Genomic DNA, 25,245 nt, shown 5'->3' with positions numbered 1-25,245 from the left:
CATGCCCTTCGACAGCGATCCCATTCAGCGCACCGCCGCTCCCCTGCCGCGCTTTCAGACCGAGGCGGGCGGCCGAGACCCGCTGCCGCTCGGCTCGCCGCTGGAGACGAAGAAACAGGTCGAAGCCGCGCACAAATTCGAGAGCTATCTCGACAATCACGCGAGGCGATCCCACGAAGCGCGGGTCGAGGAGCGCTCCCTGCTGTTCAGCACCCTCGCGCATTTGCGCGAGGAGAGCATTTATTCGTTCCGATTCTGACGTAACGGCCGATCGTTCCATCGGTCGTTCCGCAGTCCGTGGGATCATTCGCGGATGCGCATCGCTCCGCGCAGTTGGCGCGTGATGTTCTCGATCTGGTTCGAGGCCCGGATCACCCGCGGCGTGATCAGGACGATCAGCTCGCGGCGGACCGCGCGTTCCTCCGATTGCTTGAATAGCTCACCGAGCACCGGAACCTTGCGAACCACCGGAATGCCAGTCTCGGTTCGATCGACGCTTTCCTGCATCAGCCCTGCCAGCATGACTGTGGCGCCCGACTGCACCATGATGTCCGACTTCACCTGCCGGGTCTTGATCGTCGGCGTCAATCCGCCTGTCGTGTCGTTCGGCACCGCGTCACTGACCTGCTGGTCGATCGTCAACAACGCCGAACTGTCGGCCCGGATCTTTGGCGTGACTTCCAGAACGATTCCGGTGTCCTTGACCGTGATCTGCTGGGTCACGGTGGTGCCGGTGTTGAGCTGTGCGGTCGCCGTCGAGGACGAGAACGGAATCTGGTCGCCGATGACGAGGCGCGCGGTCTTGCCGTCGACGACGGTCAGGTATGGCGTCGAGATGACCTTCACATTGGTCACCAATTGCAAGGCCCGCAGGACCACATCGACCGTCGCACCCTGTACCCCGAATTTCGCACGAACATACCCTCCGCCCTGGTTCGCGGTGACCGCGCCGTGCGGCGTCGAGCCGACCTCCAATCCCTTTCCGCTGAGAAACGCCTCGACGCCACGAGCCAGGGTATCGTTCAACGTCACTTCCGCGACCGTCGCCTCGATCACCACCTGCGCCTGCGGCACGTCGAGCACCTTCAACCGATCCCTGATCAGCTTGAAGAAGGAATAGGACGAATAGACCATCACGGCGTTGCTGCGCGTGTCGGCGACGAACTTCACGGGCGGCGCTCCAGCCACCGCGACGGCGACCGGCGCCTGGCCGATGAGGCTGGACGCGATGGCGGCAGCGGTGCTGCCATTGCCCGAAGGCGCCGCACCGCCTGCCGGCGGCGATGCGCCGCCCCCGAGCGCAAAACCGGGGCTGCTGAACCCGCCTTCTTCGGGCGCGACGCCGCGGGGCACCTGGACCGGAGGCACCGGGGCCGCCGACGGAGCGGACGCCGCGGCCTGGCCCGGTTGCGCGCTCGCGGCCACGGGCGCCGCCGCTGGCGCGGCGGCCGCAGCCGCAACGCCGCCGCTCGCGGCGTAGATCGCCGTCAGTTGCGGCACGATCTCGTCGGCACCGAGATGGATCAAGGGAATGATGCGCATCGCCAGATCACCGCCGGTGTCGCGATCGAGACGCCGGATCAGCTCCTTCAGGCCCTGCAGCGCCCTCCTGTCCTTGGCGCCGATCAACAGCGCCTGCTGGTTGTCGAGCGGAACGATGGTCGCGGCCTGCGCCTGCGCACGATAGAATTCCCCGAGCTGCTGAGCTATCTTCTCCGGCGAGCTCTGGCTCAGGGGAACGATGGCGACGCGATCGTCGCCGAGGCTGCTGTCGGAGATGCTCACGAGCTCCGCGATCTTGTCGAGCTCGGTCGCCGGTGCCTTCACCACGATCGAGGCACCGCCGCTTGCGGGGACCATCGTGATCTCCTCTGGCACCAGCTGCCGCACGAAGGCGATGACCTCATTGGCGCTGCCCTTGCGCAGCCGCAGCACGCGGGTCGTCTGATCGGTGGCTCGTCCGGGCGCCACGGTCTGCTGCAGCCCGGTCATCGCCTCCGAGGTCGCGATCTGGTACACGCCGTTCATGTAACGCATCTCGAGGCCGTTGCGGCCGAGCACGTCGCGCACGACTTGCAGCACCTGGTTCTTGGAGATCGGCTGCTCGGTGCGGAACGTCACCGACCCCGTCATATCGTCCGGCGCGACATAGTTGACGCCGAGCGCACCGCCCAGCATCTGCTTCAGGAAGAAGGCGAGCGACGCCTTCTCGAACTTCACCGTGACCTTCTCGTCGGGATCGAACTTGTTGCCTCCCGCCGACCGGATCTCCGCAGCATCCTTGCTGGTCACCTCCTCTTCCGAGGGAACCTCTATCTTCAGAGAGCCAGACCAGGCCGAGATCGGCGAGCGCGACGCCGGCGGCTGGTTGACCCTGCTTGGGTCAACATTGGCGCCGCGCCGCACTTCGGGCCCCGTCCAAAGCCGCGAGCTGTCATCGCCGCGATAGACAGTTTCCCGCGTCGTCTCGGCCGACAGCACACCGCCGTTGCAGCCCCTGAATTCGAGCTGGTCCGGCGGAAGGTTGGCGCGATCCGCACAGCTATCGGCGTTCAGGAACGCACAGCCCGACACCAGAAATGCGGCCGGGATCAGCGCCGCGACTGTCGCAACGGCAGAGCGCCCTGCACGTATCATCAGAGGGCGGTCCTTCTTTCGTCCGGCCTGGGCGGCGAGGCGTTCGGAAGCGTCACGCGATCGTTCAGGCTGCGGACAGGTCCGGCTTGGCGCCTGGGGGTCTCGCCGATAGCGACGGCTCGGTGAACCGGTGACGGCGTCGAACAACTCTCGCGAGAAACACACTTCAAGCTCAAATCTCCAGGTCCCGCGGACCAATATCGTCGCGGGCGCAAACACGAATGGTGTCCCCCGAACTCCTCCTTGCCAGACCAATGGAATTCAGGCGTCCTACGTTCGAACGATGCAAAACGTTTTCTCAGTCATTGCCCCAATGGACAGCTCCAAAAGTGCAGCCGTTTCAGTCCGGCGGGGGCAATGCCGGGCTAATCTGGAGCGGCGCCAAGCGAGATTTTCGAGCGTTGTTACAGCAAAGCCATCATCGCGCGTCATCGTGGATGACCTATCCCATCACGAGATCGAGCGATGGAGTTCGTCGAGCCGCGACAGCGCCTCGTCGAGCGATTGCAGATCGAAGCGCGGCTCGTCCATGTCGATCGCGAGCGCGAGTGCGCCATCCAGCGCCAATCCCGCATGGACCATGGCTCCGCTGAAGGGATCGTAGCCGGCAATGTCGAGCAGATCCTTCAGCACGGATGAACCCGCGCGGCGCGGCCTGCGCGATAGGCAGACGATGATCCGCTGGCCGTCCTCCGCCGCCACGATCGACAGCGTTCCCCGCTCGGCGAACTCGAATCCGTAGCTGAAATCCGGAGCCGCCTGGGCGACAATTCCGGCATTCCCGGCAAAGGTCTCGATGACCCGCCGCGCCATCACGGAAAGCTGGGCCATCTCGCTTTATGCCGCCGACGCGCCGCTGGCCTCTTCATAAAGGCGCTCCTCTTCCTCGGTGAGCCGTTGGCACAATGCGCCAAGTGACAGATGCTGCAGCATCCGTTCCTTGGCATTGGACCAGATTCCATCGGGCAATCTGCTGTGCAGATCCATCAGGCCGTTGGCAAACACCACCTGGCTTGCGAGCGCCGCGTTGGCGACTGGACCAAGCAGAGCACGCGAGTCGGACGGACCGACCACGGGCTTCGCACAGAACAACAGCAGCACCAACGTCAGCTTGACCGGCTCGGGACGCCATTCGACGCGCGGCAGATGCGGCTCGGTCAGGCGCAACATCTCGCGCGTGTCTTCCCACGCGCTCCTCAGCTGCCAGAGCTTCTTCAGTTCGGAGGTCAGCGAGCGCAGAAAAGCTCGATCGCTCTGCCTGGTCACGCCGGCGAGATCGCTCCCGATCTCGGTGAGCAGCGCCGACAGGCTGCTCTCCAACCCGATCTCGACGAGCTCCTCGAACAATTCGCCGAGATTTTTCCTCTCGCGAAGTCTCTTGCGGTACCGCCTGCGGACTGCGGCGGGGCTCGTTTCAAGCGATTCCGCTGCAAGCAGGGCTTCCTGCGCCGCAATCACCTGCGCCAATGTGGCCTGCGGGACGATACCGTCCAGCTTGGCCGACAGCAGGCTCAGCATGTTGAGGAAGAGCGGGTTCGCGCCCCTGGACTCGAAATAGCCGCGCGCCAACGCCACGGCCGTGGCCTTGTCGGTGGTGCTGCCGAACTTGCCGAGCGCCTGCGTGAGCTTGCTCTCCAGATCCTCTTCGTCCCGCGCCTGCCCCTCGCCGTCGCCGCCACCGCGGCTGCCTTCGCGGTCACCGATGGTGCGGACGCGCTCACTGTCGACCTGCGCCGCCTCCTGCTCCGCAAGCGCATCAGCGCCTTCAACCGGCTCGCTGTCCTCGGCTAGGTGCTCGTGCGCGGTATCGCCGCCGGCCAATTCCGCAAGGCCGTCGATAAATTCGAACATGCGCGGCAACGCCGTCTTGTCGATCTCGGGCAATTCGGCCAGCGTCTCATAGAGAGACGCCGTCGTCACCGGCGGGTCCTGCTGGACTCGGCGCGCCAGGTCCTGGACGTTGGTGCGCACCGCCGTCATCACCCCAGCACCCTGCGCCGCGGCCTTGGTGATCACCGCGTTCTCGAGCGTCGGCCGTACGGCTTCACTGCGATAGCTGCCCTGCCGCTCGGCCATCAGCCCGGTTCCAACCGGCGAGTTGGCGTTCTCGGCGGCGATCGACTGCCGAACCGTCTCGACCGATACTGCCAACGTCCTCTCCTTCGGCGAACCGTTTTCCTATCGACGGTATCAACCCGATCGCCAGCGACGTGTGCCGCAGGTTACAGGGCATGCATCTCTCGAATGGAACTGTGCAGCACACGCGTCATCGCGAAAAGCTGATCGACGATTCAACGACGCGTCATTCGATCGACGGATGTTGGGCGGAATTTTTGGTGATAAGCCCGTACCCACAAGGGGCTTTCACTGGATCGCCCGTACTTTGATTTTTTATTTCGGGAGAGTGGCTCGTGGCTAGCATTGGCTTGACGGATTTTGCGCGACAGGCGGGCACCCCAAAGGTCGGACGGCTCGAAGCAAGCGAAGCAGCTGGCCAGCGGTTTTCCGCCGCGATGGAAAGAACCGCGACGGACAGGTCCGCCACCACCTCATCGTCCCTCGACAGCACGACCGCGACGCGTCCCCCCGAGGTAAAGGTCGCTGCCAATAGCAGCACCACCGCGGACGCGCAGGAGCGCGCGCGCCGCGCACTGAACCTCAATCCGCCGAAGACGGCGCCTCAAGGCGACACGATCCTGCATGGCCTGCAGAATCTGCGCGGCGTGTTCGACAAGCAGGAGGCCCGCATCAACAATCTCTCCTCAGTGCGGGCGGCCGACACCAACACGCTGCTCTCCATGCAGATGGAAGTCGCAAAGTTCTCCGTGCTCGTCGACGTCACCTCGAAGCTGACCGGAAAGTCGACACAGGCGCTCGAGTCCCTGCTCAAGGGGCAATGACGGCCAACGACAGTCGCTTCCAGGACTCACAGCAAGCGGAGCCGCCCGCATGGGCCTGCGTATCAGGGCTTTGATCGTTCTAGCTACGCTCGTGCTCGCGGGGTGCCAGCAGGAAGTCTATTCCAATCTTTCCGAAGCCGACGCCAACCAGATGCTCGCCGTCCTCACGGCCAACGGCATCGCGGTGGACAAGGCCTCCAAGGGAAGCAAGGACGGCTTCGCCATCTCGGTCGACCAGCGCGACATGTTGCGCGCAATAGCGCTGCTCAAGGACGCCGGCTATCCGAAGAGCAGCTACGTGTCGCTCGCAAAGGCGTTCGAGAAGACCGGCATAATGTCGACACCGTTCGAGGAGCGGGTCCGCTACATCAATGCGCTCGGCGCCGAGGTGTCGCAGACGTTGAGCCAGATCGACGGCGTCGTCTCGGCGCGGGTCCATATCGTGCTTCCGGATTCTCCGACCCTCGGTCAACCGGTCAAGCCCTCCTCCGCGGCGGTCTTCATCAAGCACCAGCCCGGCGTCGACCTCGATTTCTTCCAGCCGCAAATCCGCCGATTGGTTTCGAGCGCCGTCGAGGGCCTGGACTACTCGGCTGTCACCGTCGTGCTGATGGACGCGGCGCCGACCAAGCTGAGCACGGCAGGACCGGCCGATCGGCCCCGGACCATCGAGGTTCTTCCCGGTCTGAGCGTCCTCGAAGGCAGCCAGGCCCGTTTCTGGCAGGTCGCCTCGGGAGCTGCTGCCCTGCTCGTCGTTCTGCTCGCCCATAGCGTGATCTCCCTGCTGTCGTGGTGGCGCAGCCGCCGGCACGAACGGAGCGCCCGATCACCAGCAACGGCAATGGCCATGGTGGAGCCGTCGTGACATCGGTCCTGGCAGCGCGAGCCGCGGAGCTCCCCGACCCGGCGCGGCCTCCGCTCACCGACATTCCCCCGACAGCGGATCCGCGCGCCGACGGCAGAATGCTGGAATTGGCCGTGCGCCTCGCATCGCTGCTGCGCCGTCCGATCGACTACATCGATCCGTTCCACCGCGCGCTCCATCCTTTTGATCCCGACATGATCGGCGCCATGGCCGATCATCGGGCGTTTCGGGCGCCGATCAACCGCGTCGTCGCCGGCCGGATCGGTTTCGATGCGGTTTCAATCGACGAGCCGATGCTCAGCCGCCTGCGCCGGGCGCCATCCTCTCGCCTCCCGGTCGCTATCCTGACGGCTCCGATGGTCGAGGTGACGCACGTGGCAAGGCTGCTGGCAGCCGCTATCCTGTCCCGGAAAATCCGTGGCACGGTCATGAAGGTCGATCGCAAGCGGATCCGCGATGCACTCGGCGACGGCGTCTTCGAATTCGCCATCCAGGAAGTCCCGGTGCTCTATCCTGCACTGTGCGAGCTCGACCTGACGCCCCGCGATGAGCCGGTACGGCCGGCCGAGGAGCACAGTGATATCGGACAGATCGAGCAGCTCGGGATGTCCGCGCTCGGCAGGTTTCTCGACGCCACCGAGCCCTCGCTCGCCGGGCCGTTTGCGCTCCGCCTGCCGCCGGCAACCGATTATGCCGCGCGCGCCAGCGCCGTTGGACGATTCGAGACAATCCATTGCGATCAGATCGTGAAGATCGTGCGCCGGAGACAGCAATCGTGGTCGGCTATTATCGATTGAAGGAATTCGACTACACGCTCGCGGCCGGTGCCCATGTCCTGCCGCGATCGGAATTCGCAGCCATCGAGGAAGCCAATCGGCTGATCGCGGATGCGGAAGCTGCGGCGGCGGAACTGCGCCATCGCGCCGAGCTGTCGTATCAGAGCGAGACGCGGCGCGGCTACGAGGACGGTCTCGTCGAGGCGCGCATTCGATCGGTCGGTCAGCTCATCGAGGAGAGCCGCACGCTCGATGTGGGACTGGTCGCGATCGAGCGCGATCTTTCCCGCCTGGTCGTCGAGTGCGTCCGCAAGCTCGTCGACGGGTTCGACGATGTGGCGAGGGCCGAGGCGCTGGTCAAGGCCGCGCTGCGGCAGATGCGCCGCGAGAAGAGCGCCGAGCTTCGGGTTTCGCCCACCCTGCACGCGCATTTTCGCGGACGCATCGCGGCCATCCTGCACGAATTCCCGGAAGTCCAGCTCGTCGACCTCGTCGAGGATGCGACGCTGCAGGGATCGCGCATCATCCTCGAGACCGGTGTCGGCCGCGTCGACGGCAACATCGCGGAGCGGTTCGCCGAGCTCGAAGCGGTCATCCGCAGCGCGCATGCGAAGGCCGCCGCCGATGTGCTCGACGCCCTCAGCAACCACAGCGACGCTTCGAACGAGATCCAGCCGTGAACAAATATGCAGGCTCGAACGACACCGCAGCCTTCGACGCAGCCTCGATCCGTGCCGCGCGGTCGGCGCGGATCACCTCCAGGCTGGCCGGCTTCGTCACCGACCTGCAATCGCGGATCGCGACATTCGAGCCGTTTCATCTCACGGGGCGGGTGCGGAAAGTCGTCGGCACCATCATCCACGCCGCGGTTCCGGACGTTCAGGTCGGAGAAATCGTCGAGCTCTACACGCGGTCGACCGGCAGCAGCCTGCTCGCCGAATGCGTCGGATTCCTGCAGGAGGAGGCGCTGCTGTCGCCGATCGGCGAAACTCATGGCGTCTCGCCGCGGACCGAGGTGCGCCGCACCGGCCGCGTGCAGTCGGTCGCAGTCGGTCCCGGGCTCAAGGGCCGCGTGCTCGACGGGCTCGGCAACCTCATCGACGGCCGACCCGAGCGTTTCGAGCCCGAGGCCTGGTATCCCGTCCACAAGGGCTCACCCGATCCGATGAAGCGGCGGGTGATCGACCGGCCGCTCACCACTGGGCTGCGAGCCATCGATGCCCTGTTGACGCTCGGCGAGGGCCAGCGGATGGGGATCTTCGCCGCGGCGGGCGGCGGCAAATCCACCCTGCTCTCCATGATGGTCAAGGGCGCCCATGTCGACGTCACGGTGCTGGCATTGATCGGCGAGCGCGGGCGTGAGGTTCGCGAATTCATCGAGCACGACCTCGGTCCCGACGGCATGGCCAAGGCGGTGCTGGTGGTCGCCACCTCCGACAAGAGCCCGATGGAGCGCGCCAAGGCCGCCTATGTCGCCACCGCGATCGCCGAGTATTTCCGCGACCAGGGCCAGCGGGTGCTGTTCCTGATGGATTCCGTGACCCGCTTCGCGCGCGCACAGCGCGAGATCGGCCTTGCCGCCGGCGAGCCGCCGACCCGGCGTGGTTTCCCGCCGTCGGTCTTCGCCACGCTGCCGAAGCTGATGGAGCGCGTCGGCATGAACGACACCGGTTCGATCACGGCGCTCTACACCGTCCTCGTCGAGGGCGACGACATGAACGAGCCCGTCGCCGACGAGACCCGGTCGATCCTCGACGGCCATATCATCCTGTCGCGAAAACTGGCGGCGGCAAGCCACTATCCGGCCATCGATATCCTCAACTCCAAGAGCCGCGTGATGGATACGATCGTCCCGAAACGGCAGACGGCCATGGCGCGCAAGGTGAACGCTTGGCTCGCAGCTTACGCGGATATCGAGTTGCTGGTGAAGGTCGGCGAATACAAGAAGGGCTCGGACCCGCAGTCGGACCTCGCGATCGACAAGCACGATCCGATCAACCAGTACCTGCAGCAGGCAACCGACGAATTCGACGACATGGAAACGACGCTCGCCAAGCTCGCGGAGCTCACCTCATGATCGAGCAGCTGAAGCTGTTGCTACGACTCAAGGAGCTGAAGGAAGACCGCGCATTGCGCGCGGTGAACAGCAAGCGCATCGAGGTGTCTGCCGCGCTCGCCGAGCTCGACCGCGCGCGAAGCCATGTCAGCGACAGCGAGAGGACGCTGCCGGAGCGCGAGGATGCCATTTACGAACCCATCATCGGCCGCGTGATCGACCACGACAAGATCGAAGAGACCAAGGGTCTGCTGTGGCAGCTGGAGAGCCAGCACGCCAGGCTGGTGGACGCCTCCGAACGCGCCGTGCACGTCCACGCCCGCCTCGAGCGGCAATTGAAGGACGCCGTTGCCGCGCATCGCCGGTCGATGAAGGAGCGCGACAAATATTCGATCCTCACCGACACGATCGGCGACGAGGTTCGCGGCGAGGCGATCTACCGGGAAGAGATCGAGATCGACGACATGTTCAGCTCGAGAAGCAGGAGGCCATGATGATCAATGTCGGCAAACCCGGCAGCGGCGCGTTGCCCGGGAACGGGCTCATGACGCCGAACAATGTCGGCGTCGATCCACGCACCGGCCCTCAGGCCGACCTGACGGACGGCGGATGCCTCGACTTCGACGAGGACGCCACCGGATCGTCCTACGCGATGACGGACCGCGAGGCCGGCTTTCTCCGCAGCTTCCGTGCCGCTCTCCGCGAGTCGAAACGCGATTCCCAGGGCCAGGATGGCCAGGAGCAGCAGATGCCGGAGCCGCGCGTGGTGGCCGTCGCCGAGCAGCCGCGCTGGACCGGATTGCCGACGCCGGCCGACGCGGCTCCCGCGTCCGCCGGCACATCGTCGACCGACGCGATCGTGAACGCCGTGACGGAAGCGATCGACCGCTCGATACGTGCCGAGATGGCGCCTCGCGACGGCACTCCGCTGCAGCTCGCCATAGCTTTTCCCCACGAAGGCCTGGGTCTGACCGGGCTCTACATCACGGTCACGCCAACCACCCTGGACGTCACCTTCGAGCGCGTCGGCCCGGAACTCTCGGAAGCGCTGGTCCGTGCCGCGGAGGCCCTCGCGGCCCGGTTGTTGACGCGCCAGTCCAAGAAGATCGTCCGCATTCTCGATATCGAAAAGCGTCCTGAATCGGCTGATCGGGAGCCCGAGGCTTCGTCGCCGCCGCTCAGCCTGTTTCTCTGACGGCTCACCCACCGCAATGATCGCTGCCTTACGCCCATGACCATCGCTCACTGGCACCCGCCCGCATTGTCAGGCGCGTTCAAGGACCACGAGCTGTGGAACGCGATCCTGTCGTATCGTGACGTGCCGCTGTCGCACGGCGGCTCCACCGCGGCGTTTCGGTTTTCGGCGATCGATCCGCCCGATCCGGCAATGCCGGCACTCTTGCTGCAACCGGATGGCGGTCCGCGCTTCGCGGCCATCATCGACGCCTTCCCGTTCACGGCGCTGTTTGGCGCCGATCTCGATATGCATGACGTTCGTGACCTGCCGCCTGCACTGCGCAGCTGCATCGAGGAAGGCGTCGTGCGAACCATCTGGGATGCAATTCCCGAAAACCACATGGGCAGGCCGCAAATCGTCGCGAGCGGCGCGCTGGAGACCGTGTCCCGGCAGATCGGCGAAGGCGTGCAATGGTTGTCGGTCAGCATCGACCGCGTCGCGGCCGAGCCGGTCAGGCTGTCCCTCGGCGCGACGATGTCCTCGTTTGGCTCACTGGTCGCGGCAAGAGCGTTTGCGCCCGCGGCTGTCAACAGGGGGCTGGCGGAGAGCCTCGCGGCCGAGGCCTGCCACACCCTCGGAAGCCTTCGGTTGACGTACCGCGATCTGGCGGGGCTCCGACCGGGCGACGTCATTGCGCTCCCGCAGTTGCCGCCCGACCTCATCGTGCTGCGAGCGCAAGGCCGCGCGCATGCGTTCCGCCGCACCGATGAAACCTGGGTCTGCCTCGGCCACGAAGTCACCGAGCGCTACCGACGATCCTTGCTCGAGAGGGTGAACAGCATGTCCGACGACCACGATCCCCTGCCCCGGATCGGCGAAGATCCGCACCAGGAATCCGCCACGGCCGAGACGCAAGTCGCGGCCATGGCCGAACTCGGCGTCATCATCGATTTCGACATCGGCCGCATGAGCATCCCGCTCGCCCAGGTGCAGGCGTGGCAGCCCGGCACCATCGTCTCGCTCGATCCGCCCGCGCTCGACAACGGCGTAGAGGTCGCGATCCGCGCCAACGGCCAACTGATCGGGACAGGCGATTTGATCCGCATCGACGGACGCATCGGTGTACGCATCACCCGCGTCATGTCGTCTCCGGCCTAACGCACCCCCGGCATCACGCGCCAATGACCGATCCTTTCAACCTCATCCTCATCCTCGCGGTCGCGGCGCTCCTGCCGTTCATCGCCGTGGTGACCACGAGCTTCATCAAGCTTTCGGTGGTGCTGTCGCTGGTCCGCAACGCGCTCGGCGTCCAGCAAGTGCCGCCGAACATCGCGCTCAACGCACTCGCCATGATCCTCTCGGCCTATATCATGGCGCCGGTGGTCATGGAGACGTACGATCTCGTCAGCACGGCCAAGCCGAACTACGGAACCGCCGACGGCCTGAAGCTCGCCTTCGAGACCGGCCGCGGCCCCTTGGAGCGCTTCCTCGGCAAACATGCCTCGGGCCGCGAGAAGGCCTTTTTCCTGGAATCGGCACGGGAGCTGTGGCCCAAGACCCTCTCCGACGGATTGACGGCGGACAACATCGTGATCGTCCTGCCGGCCTTCACCGTCAGCCAGCTCCGTGAAGCCTTCGAAGTCGGCTTCCTGCTCTACCTTCCCTTTCTCGCCATCGATCTGATAGTCACCAACATCCTGCTGGCACTCGGCATGATGATGGTCAGCCCGTTGACCATTTCGCTGCCGTTCAAGCTGTTCCTGTTCATCACGGTGGATGGATGGTCTCGGCTGATCCTTGGATTGGTGAAAACCTACTCCCATTGATCGCCTCACCGCGTCCCCCGCGACTCACGACGCGGACCATTCCCAGGAACGATCGCCCAGGAAAGATCACCATGTCTCCCAATGAAGCCGTGCACCAATTGAACGAGGCGATGATGCTGGTCCTGCTGCTGTCATTGCCGCCGATCCTGGTTGCCTCCGGGGTCGGTATCCTCGTCGGCCTGCTGCAGGCGCTGACCCAGGTGCAGGAACAGACGATCTCGTTCGCCGCCAAGCTGATTGCCGTCGCCGTTACCATCGCCGCCATGGCCGGCTTCCTCGGCGGCGAGATCTTCACCTACACCATGAATCTCTTCAACAACTTCCCGGCGATGACCTGAGGCTTCCGATGCAGGCCCTGGTCGAGGTGTTTCGGCTCTACACCGACTATTTCCTGGCGCTGCTGCTGTCCTTGCCACGGCTCTACGCGTTTCTCAGCGCCTCGCAGCTGTTGAACTCCGCCGCAGTTCCCATGATGCCCCGCACCGCGACGATCCTGTCGCTGGCCCTGATCGCCGCCCCCATCAATCTCGACTACGCGATGAGCTTCGACCATTCCGCCGCCGCGCTCGCGCTCTACTTCGCAAAGGAATATGCGGTTGGCTTCCTGGCCGGCTACGTCGTCGGATGGATGTTCTGGGCGATACAGGCCGCCGGCGGGCTGATCGACAGTCAACGCGGTGCGGCCGTGGCGTCCGCGATCGACCCGCTGCAGGGCGAGGAAACCTCCCTCTTGGGCACGCTGCTGTCTCAGGCCTTTCTGACCTATGTTCTGTCGACCGGGGCATTCCTCCTGGTGCTGGGCGTCGTCTTCAAATCCTACGCGATATGGCCGGCGACCAAGGCCATCCCGATTGCATCGGATCTGTTTCCCGGGATGGCGCTCGGCCTGGTCGACGTCGCCATGCGAATGGCCTTCGTGACCGCGGCGCCCGTGCTCGCCGTGATGTTTCTTGCCGAGTTCGCCCTCGCCATCGTCAGCCGCTTTTCGCCTCAGGTGCAGGTCTTCGTGCTGGCGATGCCGATCAAGAGCGTGCTCGCAATCCTGGTGCTGGTCTTCTACGCGCCAACCTTGATGCCCTTCGTCGAGCGCCAGTTCGCCTCCTTCGAGCGGAACGTCGGTCAGATGTATGGGCTTCTGAAGCTCGGCGACCGGATCGGCCCACCCGCAACCGCCACCGAACCGGCCGCGGGAGGCCGCAAATGAGCCAGTCGACGGGTGAAAAGACCGAGCCGCCTTCCCCAAAGAAGATTCGCGACGCCCGCGCCAAGGGCCAGGTGGCGAAGAGCCAGGAGGTCGTGACCACGGCATCGCTCGCCGCCGTGTGCGCCACCATCTGGTTCAACTGGCCGAACATGATGGCACGTCTGGTCGGGTTGCTCGACCAGATCGCGTATTTGCAAACCGGAAGCTTCAGCGACACCGCGGCCGTGGCGATCGAGATCGCCTCGCATGAGACGGTCGCGATCCTGCTCCCGATCCTCGCCGCCGCGCTGATCGCCGGCATCTTCGCCAACTATTTGCAGATCGGCACGATCTTCGCGCTGGAAAGCCTGATGCCGAAGCTCGAGAAGGTCAGTCCCGCCTCGGGCCTGAAGCGCATCTTCTCCATGAAGCAGCTGGTCGAGGTGCTGAAATCGCTGGTGAAGATCAGCTTCCTGTCCACCCTGCTCTACCTCGTCATCAAGGACGCGATCGGCCCCTACATCGCCTCGCTGTCGTGCGGGTTGATCTGCCAGACGTCGATCACCGTAGCGATGCTGCGCGATTTGCTGCTGTATTCGGCCCTGGCCTTCGTCGTCGTGGCCGGTTTCGACTTCATGTATCAGAAATACAGCTACACCAAGGGCCTCATGATGTCGAAGGAGGAACGCAAGCGCGAATACAAGGAAAGCGAGGGCGACCCTCACATCAAGAGCCATCGCCGCCGGCTGGCGCAGGAGCTGGTGATGGGCGATGCCGGCCAGAAGGCCCGCCGCGCGACCGCGATCGTCGTCAATCCCACGCACGTCGCGATCGCCCTGCACTACGACAGCGACAAGGTGAAACTGCCGATCGTGACGGCAAAAGGGCTCGGCAGCCAGGCTCATGTCATCCGCACCAAGGCCGAATTTGCAGGCGTGCCGATCTTCCGCAATGTCACGCTGGCACGCTCGCTCTACGCCAGAACCGAGCTGGAGGATATCGTGCCCGATGAGCTGTTCGATGCCGTCGCCGAGGTGCTGGTCTGGGTCCAGGCGAACCGGCACCTGCTCTACAAGGGCCCGCTCGAGCGCGGCGTGATCGACATGGACGCCGGCGACCACCGGCCGAGGAAATAGCCGATCGGCGCAGCGCACGCGGACCCGCTCCATTCCGTTGCAGGGCGCGATCAGGGCGCTCGTGCAGCGCAAAGCGTCACTTCAGATCACTCTCCAGCTTTTCGCCGAGCCTCTTGAAGGGACCCTGCAGGCTGGGGTCGACCAGCGTGGCCGCATATTTGATGCAGCTCACACGAATGGCCTTCGCGAGTTCCACCCGATGCGGTCCGTGATTCTGATCGACCGCGGTGGCGAGACGTCTAAGGACTATGAGCGCTTCTTTGGGGTCGTCCAGCTGGGCGATGATTCCCGGAACGAGTTCGCGGTGGTGTTGCAGCTTGTTCACCAGGGATTGCATCGTGCGCGGTGTTCCCTCGCGCACAACGTATTTCAGCACAGTCGCTCGGCTATAGGCGTCGAGCTTCTCGCTGCTCAGGCTCGCAATCTCCCTGTTCACCACCGTCTCTTGGCCGGTATATCCCGCGGCCTGCGAAACGGCTCGGCCGACAGTCGCCTGGTCACTGCTCGGATCGGCAAGCAATCTATTGAGCGTAATCACCAGCGCTCCTGCATACAACTTTCTCTCGTCTTCGCCAGGCAGGATGCCGATCGCCTGCACGAGCGGCAAGGCCGCAACGTTGGCCTGCCCGACGTCGAGCGCTTCGATCGCCTCGAGCAGCGGAACGGTGCCGCCGTGCTGAACGATGCTCGACATCACGTTTCGAACGATTTGGCCGGTCGCAACCTTGTCGACCTCGGTTTTTCGATGGGTGGCGAAGTACAGCAGGTTGGTGAGCTTTGCCGCGCGGTCCTTGGCATCGCCGGGCCCTTTGAACGATCGATCGAAGTCTTCGAGCGCTTCCAGCAGCGTGGATGGCCGCTTCGTAGCCGGGGCGCCTCCTCCGCTCGTGACGCCATCCGGACCGACGAAAGCCGATGCAGGCACCAGCGGTCCTTTCGCGTGAGCGGCAGGTGTCCCTTTCACCCCGACATGCAGATCCGCAACGACGGTCACAGGCGCCGAGGACTGCTGCGTCGAGATGCCCGATGAGACACGGCTTTCCGGTTTGGATGGCGCGACCCGGTTCTGCACGCCCTGGATCGAATTGTCGGCATCGACCTGCCGAGGTTGGGTCGTTTCGATCATCTGATCTGCTCCAGTCCCGTTCCTTGCGTCCGTCTTGCCAACCGGTAGCGCGCGCGGCCGCCAAATGATGTGTCGAACGTCATGGCAGGGTTTCCGCCCCTGGTCCCGCAGGACGCGGCGCTGACCTGCGCAGGCTCGCGTCAGATATCATCCCAGGGCTTCCGTGTAGCGGACGCGGACGAGGGCCTAGGCGACGGCGACTGGGACGGCCGGTTCGGCCAGACGTCGATGACACTCCTCTTGTCGTCGAATGCCCTGATCTGGCCCGGCGCCAAATGCTCCCTGCGGGTGACGTCGATGTCGAGGAACGGTTTGTCGTTATCCCTGGCGCCGCCGAGAACCACGAACGCACCATCGTCACCCGGCGCGCGGACCGGTTGCTCGCCCTTCTTCAGCACGCGGATCTCGATCCCTTGCTCGTGAGCGGCCTTCAGAAATCCAACGGCGGATTTCAGCCTCGTCGACAAGTCGGGCACGTTCTTGTGGTCGCTCGCGACCTTCTTGAGCATCATGTTCCAGTCTTGCTCACTGGGGCCGCCCTCTCGTGCCAGGATCCGGGTTACCAAGGGCTGGTCCGAAGACAGGGTATCGGTCCACACCACTTTCACCTCTGCCTTCACCAGAACGGGTATCAGCTTCTTCGTCATCCCGGTGAACATGTCATTGACATGCTCATAATCCAGCCGCCGGTCCGCGGATCGGTCAGCGATCTGCATTCCGCCATAGCCCACGATCTGCTCATAAACGAACTCGGGCGCGTCATGCGCGTCGATCACCCCGATCTTTCCCAGTAGCGGCAATTCCTCTGTCACCACGTGACCGGTCTGGCTTTCTGCGTGAGGCGCTCGCGCGTTCCAGGCAAAGGGTATGTCCGCCGTTCCCGGCGGGGGATCACGCATCGTCGCCGGCACATCGTCCTCTCCGAGACGCCAAGCCGGAATGGTCGCGCCGGGATGAACCGGCGCACCATCCTGCGCAGGTGCTGCGTAGCTCCCGTGCTGTCCGACAAGGACGGTCTGCGCGACGTCCTGGCTCAGATTTCCAGGCGTGACGCTCTCCTTGCGTACCGCCTCATCCACCCGGCCAGCCTCCGCCGGCGATTGGGGGACTGACGCGATGGACTGGCCTGCGCTTGCCGACACGGTCATGGGACGCTCTCCAGATCTCCGCGGCAACCATGCGGACGCCGCGATCGAGGTTACCATGGCGGCACCTCCGGTCAGACCTGGCTAACGCATCGCGGCGCCGGGTGGAGTGCGGTAGATGACAGCCTATCTCTGGTTCAACCAGTTCAGCTGCTGCGCGTAGATGACGGTCGCGTAACCGTTCTTCTGCTGGATCACGGAGCCGAGCTCGCCCACCAGCGCGAGACGGCTGGCGCCGTCGGGTGCTCCACCCTCGCGCATCCGCTCGCCGCTGCGGGTCTGCACGTAGCGGCTTCCAACCACGCTCGCGCCGGATACATCCAGGGCATATGGCCGAAAATCCCGCAGCAAGAAGCGAATGAAATCCGGATTGCGCGGCGCCTCGCTCAGATACAGCGAGATCGGCGCAATGTCCCCCGGAATGCGCGCAAGGCATTCGGTCGCCAGCCTCGGGTCCAGTGCGGCTTCCAGGATGAACGCCTGGTCCTCCTGCGCAAACTCCGTCAAGGAGTAGGAGTTCGAGATGCTGAGCAGGTCGAGCCAGAAGATCGCAGTTGGCAGGTTCTCGGTCGTGAGACGCGATCCGACGCGGCAAGCGTTGGCGATCCCCTGAAGATTCCCGGTCGCGAGCAGCGGCATGTATTTCTCAACGGCCTTGTCGCGGTCGGTCTGCCCGTCAGCATTGCCGCGCCGCGCGATTGCGAGCCGCTGCTGCAACAGGAACTCGAAGTCCCTCGCCGTCGCGTCGTCCGCCCCCCTCCGCCATCCCGCCAGCAGCTCGTTGGCACGCTCGGCGAGCCGCAACGGATCAGCGCTGACGCGCGGGGCCATGAGGCTGCTCGCGGCCGCTCTCACCGATCCCGTCGGCTTGGCATCGGCCACCTGCGGCGAGGCCCCGGCGAACAGATCGTCGATCCGGTATTGCCCTTGCAGCAGCTTGTCCCGATCGAGCGTACGATCACCCCCTTGCGCTCCGAGCGTGACCGGCAGGGTCGCCGCTCCCACCAACGTTCCGTCCGGCTTCTGCAGCTGGACGAAGGATCGCAACGGAATATCCTTGCTCACCCGACGCGAATAGGATGTCAGGAATCCGACCCAGGAGTCGATCTTCTCGATCGGGAGAATGCCGCTCGCCTCGATCAGCTCGCCATCGAGCCGGAGCAATACGAACTGATCGATCTGCGCCGTGCGCGCGATCTTCTGAACGTCGTCGAGCAGCGTTCGACCGGTTCGGATCCTGGACTCGACGGCGTTCAAGCCCGCTATCGACCCCCTCAACTTCTCGACGAACTGCCGAGCGGCTTCCTCGTTGAGAACGACGCCGTCCAGCGTGAGCTCTCCGTTGGGCGAGAGCGTGTAGCTCACGGGCATCTTTTCGGACTTGATCAGCCCTTCGATCTCGCTCCTGAGCGCCTCCAACACGCCCAGGCGGAAATAGACCTGCGCACCGGTCTTATCGACCGCGGCCACCAGAGCGCGGCGTTCGAAGCCGTCCTTGACGAAGCCGCTCGCGAACACCGTGCCGTCGACCTCTCGCTTCAAGGCGACCGCCCTGCCGAACGGAAACTGATCCAGCGCTGCGCGCGCCACCCGTTCGGTATCGGCTTGCTCGACCCGGGGCACCGAGCGCTCCCGGCTGCCGAAAGCGAGATAGGCAACGCCGATCCCGATAACGCCGAGCAGGGCTGCAACCGGCATCGCCAATCGTACGGTCCGGCCGTTCAGCTTCAGCGCTGATGGCAGCGCCGCCACGAAGGCCGACAGCCCGCTCTTCCGAACCTCGCTCTTCGGCTCGTTCTGCTCGATCAGCGTGGTCCAGTTGGCATTGGGCGGTGCCAGAACCAGGCGCATCATGCCAACGGTGATGATGTCCAGCGGCTCGACGTCGTGCCATTCCGACCCCGCGGCGATATCGGTCGATCCGCCGACCGTCACGCCGCCCGAGCCGCCTGCAATCTCGATCTTGCCCGGCGCAATGCGCAACCTCGCCTGGCCGCTCTGTAGGCTGACGTCGATCAATTGAATGTCATCATCGTTTCCGGAACCGATCGAATATTCACCCGGAACGAGTGAGACCTCGGCGCCGACCTGGACCCCGTTGAGGATCTTCAGGATGACACGGTCGAACAGTTTCGATTCATCCATCGCCAGCCCCGCAATCCGATCCGCATGTCAGCCGCTACGATTCCGGATCGTCCTTCTACTCCCAGACGATTCCGCCACATCCTCCGATCGAAGGATTGATCGGCACGCGTTTGCCGATATGTCTTCTAGTATGAAACGCGCTCCATGTTTGCTTGGACAATTGCGACCGTCGCTTCGACAGGAGCGCACTCGCCATCAACTTCGTGAGGTCGGCCTCTGCCGCAAGTCGTATTTGACCGTCGATCGCGTCGATACGTGACACCGTTCACCGACGAACGCTCGCGACCGCGCGACGATGCGACGGGTTCCATGATTGCGATGCTGCTGGACATCGGGTCTTTCAGCATCAGAACGATTTCGGATATTTATCGTGCGGGAAACTGGCGTGTCCTTACATGATCGAACAGTCCTGAATTCGGAATCGACGAGCGCACATCATCGCGCCGTTTCGGCATTCGACACCGATGTCGGTGCCGCGGTGGCGCGCACCACCAGTGCAACCGCCGCCGTGGGGTTTCGCGCGCTCAAATCCTGCTCCGATTTCGCATCCGTCGGCAACGATGCCTGGGACGCCCTGATCTCGGCATCGTCGCGCCGGCTCTACGGCAACAACGAAGTGATCTATCTTCAGGAAGAGCCGGCGCAGCAGCTCTATTTCGTGATATCGGGGCACGTTCGCCTGTCCTACGTGCTCGACGACGGCTCCGCGATTCTCTACGCGATCCTGCCGGTCGGCGCGAGCTTCGGCGAGCTCGGCGTGTTCGACGGCGGCGTGCATTGCGACATGGCGACCGGCATCGGGGCGACCATCGTGGGCAGCCTGGCCACCGCAAAGTTCAACGAGCTGCGCAGACGCTTTCCTCCGCTCCAGGACTGCATCGCGCACCTGATCGCGCGGCGCTATCGGTCCTACGTCGATCTCACCCGGCTCATGAGCCTGAAGACGCTGCACGGGCGCGTTGCCCAGGCGCTGCTCAGGCTGGCCGACGGCCTCGGCTCCAAGGAGGATCATGACGGGCAAGCGGTGCCGCGGATCGGGCCGATGGTCACGCAGGCCGACATCGGCCTGATGGCGCGGGGCGCGCGCGGGAGCGTCAACCGGACCTTGAAGGCATGGGAACGCGCGGGATGGGTCGTCTCGAAGGATCGCGCGATCTTGATCGTCGATCGCAAGGCACTGGAGACCGTCGCCATGGAGCAGGACTGCGATGGCTGACCTCGGACCGATCGGACTCTCCGGCTTCGCGATGACCGAGCTCGAGGAGCGGCTGTACGGTAGGGACCGCCTCGCCGTCATCGCGGCGACGCTGGCGCGGCTCGACCATATCGCCGCCGGGATCGCGGCATTTCAACGTTCAGGCCCTTCTCCCGGCGATTACGCGCGCGCAACGACGATCGGCAATGCCGTCGCCGCCGCGCGCGGCGTCATCACGGGAGCTCACCCGGCTCGATGAGCCTCGCTCGCGAGCAATGCTGCAGGCAACCTCGCCGGGAACCTCCCGGCGAGCAACACAGGAGAACTGACTATGGCCGGCTCAACCAACGCTGGATCATCGGACTTTGCACCGACGCTCGACTCGGGCTCGGATCACAACGGAACCATCACCCAAGGCGGCTTCAAGTATAGCTATCTCAACCGGGACGGCTTCGACCTGGTCTGGAACCAGCAGCATCTGCAGACCCAGATGAGCAAGATCGAAGACGACATTCGCAACATCCAGCAGAACGCCAACCTCTCCGATACCGAGAAGGCATTCTCGATGCAGATGGCCATGAACACGTGGTCGACCATCGCGAACTTGCGCACCAATACGCTCAAGGCGGTGTCCGACGTGCTGCGGTCCTGCGCCCGCAACATCGAGTAACCGGCGGGGCACCGATCCGGACGTTCCGGCGAGTGCATTCGCTGCTGGCGGAATGCACTCGCAACGACGGTTGCGGATCGCCCGCCCCTTCCGCGACCGGGATCAATCATGTCCTCGCAACGCCTCTTCGCCTTGGCCCTTGTGGCCGCTGGATTGGTCTTCGCGGCGCCGGCCAAGGCGCAGCTCGTGCTGATCTGCTACACGCTGCACAACGATCTCGCGAATTTCGACCGCCGCGCGCATCAGGTTGCGCATTTCTACGTGGGTGGCCCGCGTTCCCATCTCGGCGGCGCCGACGGCATCCGCCTGCGGATCATCGACCAGATGCGGCAGCTCGGATGCCCGTTGCCGCTCGAGCCGGTGACCTACAACGACTTCCGCATCCGTCCGCCGGTGCCGCGCGTTCCGATCGAACCTCGCCCAGCGCCGTTGATCGTCAAATAGACCGCCGAGATTTCGGTCGGTCGTCCGACGTCAGGCAAAGTGCAAGATCAGGAGCACACGCTGGGCGGCACGCAGCATTTCGGCAAAGTCCGGACGGCCGCGCGCGATCCGGGCGCCGACCGCCAGCAGCGACTGCGCAGCCTTGCGGTTGCCGCGCTCGAGCTCGCAAAAGCCCGCAATGCAATAGGCGCGTGGGTGCTTCTGCGGCAGCTTCAGGCATTCGTTGGCAAGCAGCAGTGCCTCTTCGAAGCGACCGAGGCGAGCAGCGCACAGCGCGAGCGCCGAGAGCGTCTCCGCCTCGTCGACCTCAAGATGAAGCAGCGTCGCGAGCAGGACTGCGGCACGGCCGATGGATTCAGCCGCAAATGCCTCGGCCACGCAGTCGCGCAGCAGCAGCGACGGCTCGCCGCATTCCATATCCGCCCGACGCGCGGCGATCGTCTCGTGCAAGCCTTCGATGGCGTCATCGCTCCAGTCGTCCCGGACGAGCGCCAGCACCGCCGAGGCAACCGGATCGCCGCTCCACCGGCGGGCCTCGAACGCGCTGCGCGCCCCACGCAGAACGAGATCCGGCCGCGTCAGGTCGATCGCCCCGGCGATCGCCGACATCGCAAAGCCGACCCCGGCTGCGCGTGGCGCGAGAAGATCCAGCACGATATCGATATCCCGGCTTTCCAACGACAGCTCCACGATCATTCGGCGTACAGACAAGCCATCATCATTCAATCCGGGTTGTCACCTACATGACACCCGGCCGCAGAGCGGGATGATACGCGCTAGATCCGGGCTGACGACCCTGAGTGTCACTCTTCAATGCGACCTCGTACGAAGAGCGGCAGGCGCGCCGGCGGCGCGCGCAAACTGACGGATGCTGTCTTGGATACTGAACGGTTCGTGCAAGACCAGCCGCCCTCCCGCGAGACGCGGGAATGGGCTCGCGTACTCGGTGAGCTTCGCGCGCAGCTCGAGCGCATCTGCGCCGTTCCGCTGATCGCATCCGACGGCGAAGCCAGGCGCATCATCCTGACGATGCCGTATTGCGCGGACATGACCGAGGTCGACGCGCTGATGGATCGCCTCCTGATCCGCGTCGGCGAATTGCTGTCGGCGGCGACCGGCGACCCGTCACAACTCACCCGCCTCGTCCACAAGGCGCGCGCGCACGGTCGCACAGCCCTGCGCAGGAACAGCCTGCAGCACGACTTCGGCGAGCAGAACACCGCGGGCTTCGTCCCGCGCGCCCGCATCCACCTTTGATTCCTGGGGAACATGGCATGAGCGATTTCTGGAGCGGTGCGTTCGGCAATTCGCCGGTGATCCAACCGACCCGCGGCGAGCAGCTGCCGCCGCCGCAGAACACGCCCTATGACAATCTGCTGGGCGGGGCCGTTGGGCTCGATCCGTCGATCAACAACGCCGGTGCCCAGGCGGTGTTTCCGGTTCTGAACCCAGATCCGGATTCGCCGGACAGCCTGATCGCAAAGGCCGGCAAGCCCGCCCACTTCGACGATCCACCCTTCGCGCTCACCGCAAACATCTTCGCCAGCTGGCATAGCGCGTATCAGGCGGAGTACATCAATAGTCGCAGGAAAAAAGGCGAAGGCGATGAGATGGGCATCCTGACCATCGGCACCGGAAACGACGCGATCCACGTCATGCTCTCAGGCGACCAGACCAAGGTGTACATCCTGGAAGCCCTGCAGAAGGCGGATTTCGCCACCATGACCATGGCCGACCAGACGCGAATCTCATCGGAGGCGGCCGCCGATATGGACGGGACCGGCGCCGCCGCCAAGACACTGGTACGGTTGGGGATGACGGCAAAGGTCGACGAGGCGAGCAGTGCGATTGATGATTTGAAAACGGCGATAGGCAAGGACACGTCAGTGTCCAGCGCAGACAAGCAGGTATTCCTCGACGAGCTCGCCAACGTCCAGAAGCGCGTCGATGCCACCAAGGTCTATTCCGTCACCAACATCAACAGCGAGGTCAGCGCCATATCGGATCGCTTCCATCGTGTTGCGGTGTTCGCAAGAGCCAAGGCCGCCGGCCCGCTCGTCCCCGATCCGAGCGATCCCAATCAGTTCAGGAACGTCACCGGCCTCAATCTCGACGATGACGGCAACAACCTCGATATCCTGAACGGCCTTAAAGGCTTCATGAACGCGGAGAAGCAGATTCTGGCGGCGGACAACGCGGCGATGCAGATCGCCAACACCGGCACGCTGGTCGGGCTCACGAAACATCTCGACGCGCCGAACCTTCTCGCGGCATTTCAGCTCAGCGCCAACCTCAAGGACCAGGCCATCAACGCCGCCGACACCGAGGAGATCAACCAGATCAACCAGCTCCTGAAAACCTACAACGTGATCCAGGAGCTCATCAACCAGACCATCGCGACGTTCGATGCGTCGGAGACCGACGAGAAGCGTGGGCTGCTCGGCTACGACGCAAGCGGCGACGTCGGCAACAATTCGGGCAAAGAACCGGGCACGGAGGATCACGATCACGCGATCGTTACTCAGACCGCGATTGAGACACTGCAGAATCCCGTCGTTGTCGACCCCGGCAAAAAGAACCAGTTCACCCCGCCCGCCCTGAGCGATGCGCAGCTCAAGGCCGTCAGCATGTTCGAGAAGGACCTCAACAGCACCCTGAGCCCGATCGAAGAGTTGCTCGGCGTCACGCGGCCCAGCGGCCTCGATTTCTATGACAACGCGGGCAAGACGCTGAACTACTTCCAGAAGTCGACCTGGGACCAATGGTCGGCGACACTGAGCAACACGGTGCAGCAGATCAGCCAGGAGAACCAGCTCAAGTTCAACGACATCAACACGCTGGAGAAGGAGCGCACCACGCATTTCCAGGCGGCCACCAACGCGCTGACGAAGGCCGGCGACATCATCGCGAGCATCGGCCGAAACATCAGTTAGCGCATCGCGGGGAAGAGCTGGGATCTTCCGTCGGCCCCTCCTCCATGCTGCAACCAAGCGGAGTCGCCCATGCGGATCAGGAGCCTCGAAGTCGGCCTGGAGACGATCTCCCGCTACCAGGTGGGAGACGACGTCCACCTTCCCAAGGACAAAGGACTGCGTCCGGTCTTTCTGCCGGTCAGCCAGCCGCTCGACGACGTCTTGAAACGGCCATCGCTCGATGAACGCCTGCCGGCTCTGCTCCAGCCGGAATTCCTCGATCCCGACCTGCTCGAACCCTCGACACTGGCCGATATCCGGCTGCAGGCGCAGGAATTGATCGCGGCTTGTGCGAGCCGGGAGAGCGGCGCTCGCAGAGATCTGCTCGCGCGGGCGGCGAGTTGTCTCGAGGACGAAAACAGCCTCGACGAGGAGGTGCGCCGCTCGCTTGCCGCACTGCTGCGCGGCTAGACATGAGCCCGACCAACCTTCCAACCGTCAAGGACGCCTCGCGCACGGTGCGCGCGACCACCGGCCAGCCGCCGCTCGCCACGGGCCCGCTGTCGGTCAAGCAGCGCGACTTCCTGCTGCTCAACATCTACGTCCTGGCGCAGAACGGCTTCACCGAACGCGCCTCCACCCTCGCGCAGGCGCTGCACGTGCTGGGGGACAATTCGGCCGAGGTGACGCTGGCGCGTGCCGTGCTCGGCTTTTTCGCGCAGGACTGGCGCGCGGCGCTGGCCTGCCTCGACGAGCTCGACCGCATCGATCCGGTCGAACGCTTCGGCGCCTACAGGATGACCGATGCGCAGCGGCTGCGCCGCTATCTCAAGGCGCGGTGCTTCTATGAGCTCGACGACCTCCCCCGCGCCCGTGACGTGGTGGAGAGCTATCTGCGCCATGGCACGGAAGCGGCGGACCAGGCGGGATAGCCCAGCACCAGTTCCTTGCAAACTTCGCCAAGGCGCCCTGCGCGACGTGTCACGCCTGAGACAGGAGGCCGCGGCCTCTCGTGCAACAACACGCCTGAAGTCTTCGTACAGCAACCGCGG

General features: G+C 64.5%; 28 protein-coding genes. 21 read left to right on the top strand and 7 right to left on the bottom strand.

The window, feature by feature from the left end; all coding sequences use genetic code 11:
* The first annotated feature begins 1 nt into the window (after window position 1).
* A complete protein-coding gene (locus AC0WRY_RS13255; RefSeq protein WP_194407405.1) occupies window positions 2-259 on the top strand; it encodes a hypothetical protein in 258 nt (85 codons plus the stop codon).
* Between the two features lie 44 nt (window positions 260-303).
* Here AC0WRY_RS13255 and AC0WRY_RS13250 read toward each other — a convergent pair whose 3' ends face one another.
* From AC0WRY_RS13250 to AC0WRY_RS13240, 3 genes are all read right to left on the bottom strand, one after another.
* Window positions 304-2,637, bottom strand: a complete 2,334-nt coding sequence (locus AC0WRY_RS13250; RefSeq protein WP_194407404.1) for a secretin GspD/PilQ domain-containing protein — start codon at window positions 2,635-2,637, stop codon at window positions 304-306.
* 450 nt (window positions 2,638-3,087) lie between these two features.
* Window positions 3,088-3,468 (bottom strand): type III secretion system chaperone family protein, encoded by a 381-nt coding sequence (locus AC0WRY_RS13245; RefSeq protein WP_194407403.1) that lies wholly within the window; start codon window positions 3,466-3,468, stop codon window positions 3,088-3,090.
* Window positions 3,469-3,474: 6 nt separating this feature from the next.
* Window positions 3,475-4,713, bottom strand: a complete 1,239-nt coding sequence (locus AC0WRY_RS13240; protein ID WP_194407402.1) for a hypothetical protein — start codon at window positions 4,711-4,713, stop codon at window positions 3,475-3,477.
* Between the two features lie 335 nt (window positions 4,714-5,048).
* Here AC0WRY_RS13240 and sctI point away from each other — a divergent pair, with 335 nt between their 5' ends.
* The 12 genes from sctI (at window position 5,049) to sctU (ending at window position 14,556) form a co-directional block, all read left to right on the top strand.
* The gene (gene sctI / locus AC0WRY_RS13235) at window positions 5,049-5,537 is read left to right on the top strand and encodes a type III secretion system inner rod subunit SctI (protein ID WP_194407401.1); all 489 of its coding nucleotides are present in this window, start codon (window positions 5,049-5,051) and stop codon (window positions 5,535-5,537) included.
* 49 nt (window positions 5,538-5,586) lie between these two features.
* Complete coding sequence (sctJ, locus tag AC0WRY_RS13230; RefSeq protein ID WP_194407400.1) at window positions 5,587-6,402, top strand: type III secretion system inner membrane ring lipoprotein SctJ; 816 nt, start codon at window positions 5,587-5,589, stop codon at window positions 6,400-6,402.
* Between the two features lie 107 nt (window positions 6,403-6,509).
* Window positions 6,510-7,199, top strand: coding sequence for a hypothetical protein (locus tag AC0WRY_RS13225; protein WP_491123220.1), 690 nt, complete (start codon window positions 6,510-6,512; stop codon window positions 7,197-7,199).
* Entirely contained in the window at window positions 7,178-7,858 is a 681-nt protein-coding gene (locus AC0WRY_RS13220) for a FliH/SctL family protein (protein ID WP_194407398.1), read from the top strand. The genes AC0WRY_RS13225 and AC0WRY_RS13220 overlap by 22 nt, the downstream gene beginning before the upstream one ends.
* A 71-nt stretch (window positions 7,859-7,929) precedes the next feature.
* A complete protein-coding gene (sctN, locus tag AC0WRY_RS13215) occupies window positions 7,930-9,255 on the top strand; it encodes a type III secretion system ATPase SctN (protein WP_371746360.1) in 1,326 nt (441 codons plus the stop codon).
* Window positions 9,252-9,728 (top strand): type III secretion system stalk subunit SctO, encoded by a 477-nt coding sequence (gene sctO, locus AC0WRY_RS13210; RefSeq protein WP_194407397.1) that lies wholly within the window; start codon window positions 9,252-9,254, stop codon window positions 9,726-9,728. Before sctN ends, sctO begins: the two co-directional genes overlap by 4 nt.
* Window positions 9,725-10,429: a hypothetical protein gene (locus AC0WRY_RS13205; RefSeq protein ID WP_491123219.1), complete on the top strand. Its 705-nt coding sequence runs from the start codon at window positions 9,725-9,727 to the stop codon at window positions 10,427-10,429. The genes sctO and AC0WRY_RS13205 overlap by 4 nt, the downstream gene beginning before the upstream one ends.
* Window positions 10,430-10,465: 36 nt before the next feature.
* On the top strand, window positions 10,466-11,569 hold the full coding sequence (locus AC0WRY_RS13200; RefSeq protein WP_194407395.1) for a FliM/FliN family flagellar motor switch protein: 1,104 nt from the start codon (window positions 10,466-10,468) through the stop codon (window positions 11,567-11,569).
* 23 nt (window positions 11,570-11,592) lie between these two features.
* On the top strand, window positions 11,593-12,237 hold the full coding sequence (sctR, locus tag AC0WRY_RS13195; protein WP_194407394.1) for a type III secretion system export apparatus subunit SctR: 645 nt from the start codon (window positions 11,593-11,595) through the stop codon (window positions 12,235-12,237).
* 71 nt (window positions 12,238-12,308) lie between these two features.
* Entirely contained in the window at window positions 12,309-12,575 is a 267-nt protein-coding gene (gene sctS, locus AC0WRY_RS13190; RefSeq protein ID WP_194407393.1) for a type III secretion system export apparatus subunit SctS, read from the top strand.
* A gap of 8 nt (window positions 12,576-12,583) precedes the next feature.
* Window positions 12,584-13,441, top strand: a complete 858-nt coding sequence (sctT, locus tag AC0WRY_RS13185) for a type III secretion system export apparatus subunit SctT (protein ID WP_194407392.1) — start codon at window positions 12,584-12,586, stop codon at window positions 13,439-13,441.
* Window positions 13,438-14,556: a type III secretion system export apparatus subunit SctU gene (gene sctU / locus AC0WRY_RS13180; protein WP_194407391.1), complete on the top strand. Its 1,119-nt coding sequence runs from the start codon at window positions 13,438-13,440 to the stop codon at window positions 14,554-14,556. Before sctT ends, sctU begins: the two co-directional genes overlap by 4 nt.
* Before the next feature lie 76 nt (window positions 14,557-14,632).
* On the opposite strand, the gene AC0WRY_RS13175 is transcribed toward sctU, so the two are convergent.
* From AC0WRY_RS13175 to AC0WRY_RS13165, 3 genes are all read right to left on the bottom strand, one after another.
* On the bottom strand, window positions 14,633-15,682 hold the full coding sequence (locus AC0WRY_RS13175; RefSeq protein WP_194407390.1) for a hypothetical protein: 1,050 nt from the start codon (window positions 15,680-15,682) through the stop codon (window positions 14,633-14,635).
* A gap of 140 nt (window positions 15,683-15,822) precedes the next feature.
* A complete protein-coding gene (locus AC0WRY_RS13170; RefSeq protein WP_194407389.1) occupies window positions 15,823-16,830 on the bottom strand; it encodes a hypothetical protein in 1,008 nt (335 codons plus the stop codon).
* Window positions 16,831-16,953: 123 nt separating this feature from the next.
* Window positions 16,954-18,972, bottom strand: a complete 2,019-nt coding sequence (locus AC0WRY_RS13165) for a hypothetical protein (protein WP_491123218.1) — start codon at window positions 18,970-18,972, stop codon at window positions 16,954-16,956.
* A gap of 385 nt (window positions 18,973-19,357) precedes the next feature.
* Here AC0WRY_RS13165 and AC0WRY_RS13160 point away from each other — a divergent pair, with 385 nt between their 5' ends.
* The 4 genes from AC0WRY_RS13160 (at window position 19,358) to AC0WRY_RS13145 (ending at window position 21,281) form a co-directional block, all read left to right on the top strand.
* Window positions 19,358-20,188: a Crp/Fnr family transcriptional regulator gene (locus tag AC0WRY_RS13160; RefSeq protein WP_491123217.1), complete on the top strand. Its 831-nt coding sequence runs from the start codon at window positions 19,358-19,360 to the stop codon at window positions 20,186-20,188.
* Entirely contained in the window at window positions 20,181-20,426 is a 246-nt protein-coding gene (locus tag AC0WRY_RS13155; protein ID WP_194407386.1) for a hypothetical protein, read from the top strand. Before AC0WRY_RS13160 ends, AC0WRY_RS13155 begins: the two co-directional genes overlap by 8 nt.
* Window positions 20,427-20,498: 72 nt before the next feature.
* Window positions 20,499-20,837 carry an EscF/YscF/HrpA family type III secretion system needle major subunit gene (locus tag AC0WRY_RS13150; RefSeq protein WP_194407385.1) on the top strand — a complete coding sequence of 113 codons (339 nt, stop codon included), beginning with the start codon at window positions 20,499-20,501 and terminating at the stop codon, window positions 20,835-20,837.
* Window positions 20,838-20,945: 108 nt separating this feature from the next.
* Entirely contained in the window at window positions 20,946-21,281 is a 336-nt protein-coding gene (locus AC0WRY_RS13145; RefSeq protein WP_491123216.1) for a hypothetical protein, read from the top strand.
* Between the two features lie 30 nt (window positions 21,282-21,311).
* Here the strand turns inward: AC0WRY_RS13145 and AC0WRY_RS13140 are convergent, their stop codons facing one another.
* Window positions 21,312-21,977 carry a hypothetical protein gene (locus tag AC0WRY_RS13140; RefSeq protein WP_491123215.1) on the bottom strand — a complete coding sequence of 222 codons (666 nt, stop codon included), beginning with the start codon at window positions 21,975-21,977 and terminating at the stop codon, window positions 21,312-21,314.
* Window positions 21,978-22,157: 180 nt separating this feature from the next.
* Here AC0WRY_RS13140 and AC0WRY_RS13135 point away from each other — a divergent pair, with 180 nt between their 5' ends.
* The 4 genes from AC0WRY_RS13135 to AC0WRY_RS13120 all read left to right on the top strand — a co-directional run bounded on the left by AC0WRY_RS13135 (window position 22,158) and on the right by AC0WRY_RS13120 (window position 25,125).
* Entirely contained in the window at window positions 22,158-22,538 is a 381-nt protein-coding gene (locus AC0WRY_RS13135; protein WP_194407382.1) for a hypothetical protein, read from the top strand.
* Window positions 22,539-22,555: 17 nt separating this feature from the next.
* A complete protein-coding gene (locus tag AC0WRY_RS13130) occupies window positions 22,556-24,214 on the top strand; it encodes a hypothetical protein (protein WP_491123214.1) in 1,659 nt (552 codons plus the stop codon).
* A gap of 69 nt (window positions 24,215-24,283) precedes the next feature.
* Window positions 24,284-24,664, top strand: a complete 381-nt coding sequence (gene sctX / locus AC0WRY_RS13125; protein WP_491123213.1) for a type III secretion apparatus assembly protein SctX — start codon at window positions 24,284-24,286, stop codon at window positions 24,662-24,664.
* A 2-nt stretch (window positions 24,665-24,666) separates the two neighbouring features.
* On the top strand, window positions 24,667-25,125 hold the full coding sequence (locus AC0WRY_RS13120) for a hypothetical protein (RefSeq protein ID WP_491123212.1): 459 nt from the start codon (window positions 24,667-24,669) through the stop codon (window positions 25,123-25,125).
* The last annotated feature ends 120 nt before the right edge of the window (window positions 25,126-25,245 follow it).

Source organism: Bradyrhizobium sp. T-12 (genome assembly GCF_058314695.1).
The sequence above is the reverse complement of the archived record's forward strand: the minus strand, read 5'-3'. Positions and strand labels throughout refer to the sequence as shown.

Bases quoted from the DNA above. Each gene is read 5' to 3' on its own strand.
- AC0WRY_RS13255 (WP_194407405.1), top strand. From the start codon at position 2: ATGCCCTTCGACAGCGATCCCATTCAGCGCACCGCCGCTCCCCTGCCG.
- AC0WRY_RS13250 (WP_194407404.1), bottom strand. From the start codon at position 2,637: ATGATACGTGCAGGGCGCTCTGCCGTTGCGACAGTCGCGGCGCTGATC.
- AC0WRY_RS13245 (WP_194407403.1), bottom strand. From the start codon at position 3,468: ATGGCCCAGCTTTCCGTGATGGCGCGGCGGGTCATCGAGACCTTTGCC.
- AC0WRY_RS13240 (WP_194407402.1), bottom strand. From the start codon at position 4,713: ATGGCCGAGCGGCAGGGCAGCTATCGCAGTGAAGCCGTACGGCCGACG.
- sctJ (WP_194407400.1), top strand. From the start codon at position 5,587: ATGGGCCTGCGTATCAGGGCTTTGATCGTTCTAGCTACGCTCGTGCTC.
- sctO (WP_194407397.1), top strand. From the start codon at position 9,252: ATGATCGAGCAGCTGAAGCTGTTGCTACGACTCAAGGAGCTGAAGGAA.
- AC0WRY_RS13205 (WP_491123219.1), top strand. From the start codon at position 9,725: ATGATGATCAATGTCGGCAAACCCGGCAGCGGCGCGTTGCCCGGGAAC.
- AC0WRY_RS13200 (WP_194407395.1), top strand. From the start codon at position 10,466: ATGACCATCGCTCACTGGCACCCGCCCGCATTGTCAGGCGCGTTCAAG.
- sctR (WP_194407394.1), top strand. From the start codon at position 11,593: ATGACCGATCCTTTCAACCTCATCCTCATCCTCGCGGTCGCGGCGCTC.
- sctS (WP_194407393.1), top strand. From the start codon at position 12,309: ATGTCTCCCAATGAAGCCGTGCACCAATTGAACGAGGCGATGATGCTG.
- sctT (WP_194407392.1), top strand. From the start codon at position 12,584: ATGCAGGCCCTGGTCGAGGTGTTTCGGCTCTACACCGACTATTTCCTG.
- sctU (WP_194407391.1), top strand. From the start codon at position 13,438: ATGAGCCAGTCGACGGGTGAAAAGACCGAGCCGCCTTCCCCAAAGAAG.
- AC0WRY_RS13175 (WP_194407390.1), bottom strand. From the start codon at position 15,682: ATGATCGAAACGACCCAACCTCGGCAGGTCGATGCCGACAATTCGATC.
- AC0WRY_RS13170 (WP_194407389.1), bottom strand. From the start codon at position 16,830: ATGACCGTGTCGGCAAGCGCAGGCCAGTCCATCGCGTCAGTCCCCCAA.
- AC0WRY_RS13165 (WP_491123218.1), bottom strand. From the start codon at position 18,972: ATGGATGAATCGAAACTGTTCGACCGTGTCATCCTGAAGATCCTCAAC.
- AC0WRY_RS13155 (WP_194407386.1), top strand. From the start codon at position 20,181: ATGGCTGACCTCGGACCGATCGGACTCTCCGGCTTCGCGATGACCGAG.
- AC0WRY_RS13150 (WP_194407385.1), top strand. From the start codon at position 20,499: ATGGCCGGCTCAACCAACGCTGGATCATCGGACTTTGCACCGACGCTC.
- AC0WRY_RS13145 (WP_491123216.1), top strand. From the start codon at position 20,946: ATGTCCTCGCAACGCCTCTTCGCCTTGGCCCTTGTGGCCGCTGGATTG.
- AC0WRY_RS13140 (WP_491123215.1), bottom strand. From the start codon at position 21,977: ATGATCGTGGAGCTGTCGTTGGAAAGCCGGGATATCGATATCGTGCTG.
- AC0WRY_RS13130 (WP_491123214.1), top strand. From the start codon at position 22,556: ATGAGCGATTTCTGGAGCGGTGCGTTCGGCAATTCGCCGGTGATCCAA.
- sctX (WP_491123213.1), top strand. From the start codon at position 24,284: ATGCGGATCAGGAGCCTCGAAGTCGGCCTGGAGACGATCTCCCGCTAC.
- AC0WRY_RS13120 (WP_491123212.1), top strand. From the start codon at position 24,667: ATGAGCCCGACCAACCTTCCAACCGTCAAGGACGCCTCGCGCACGGTG.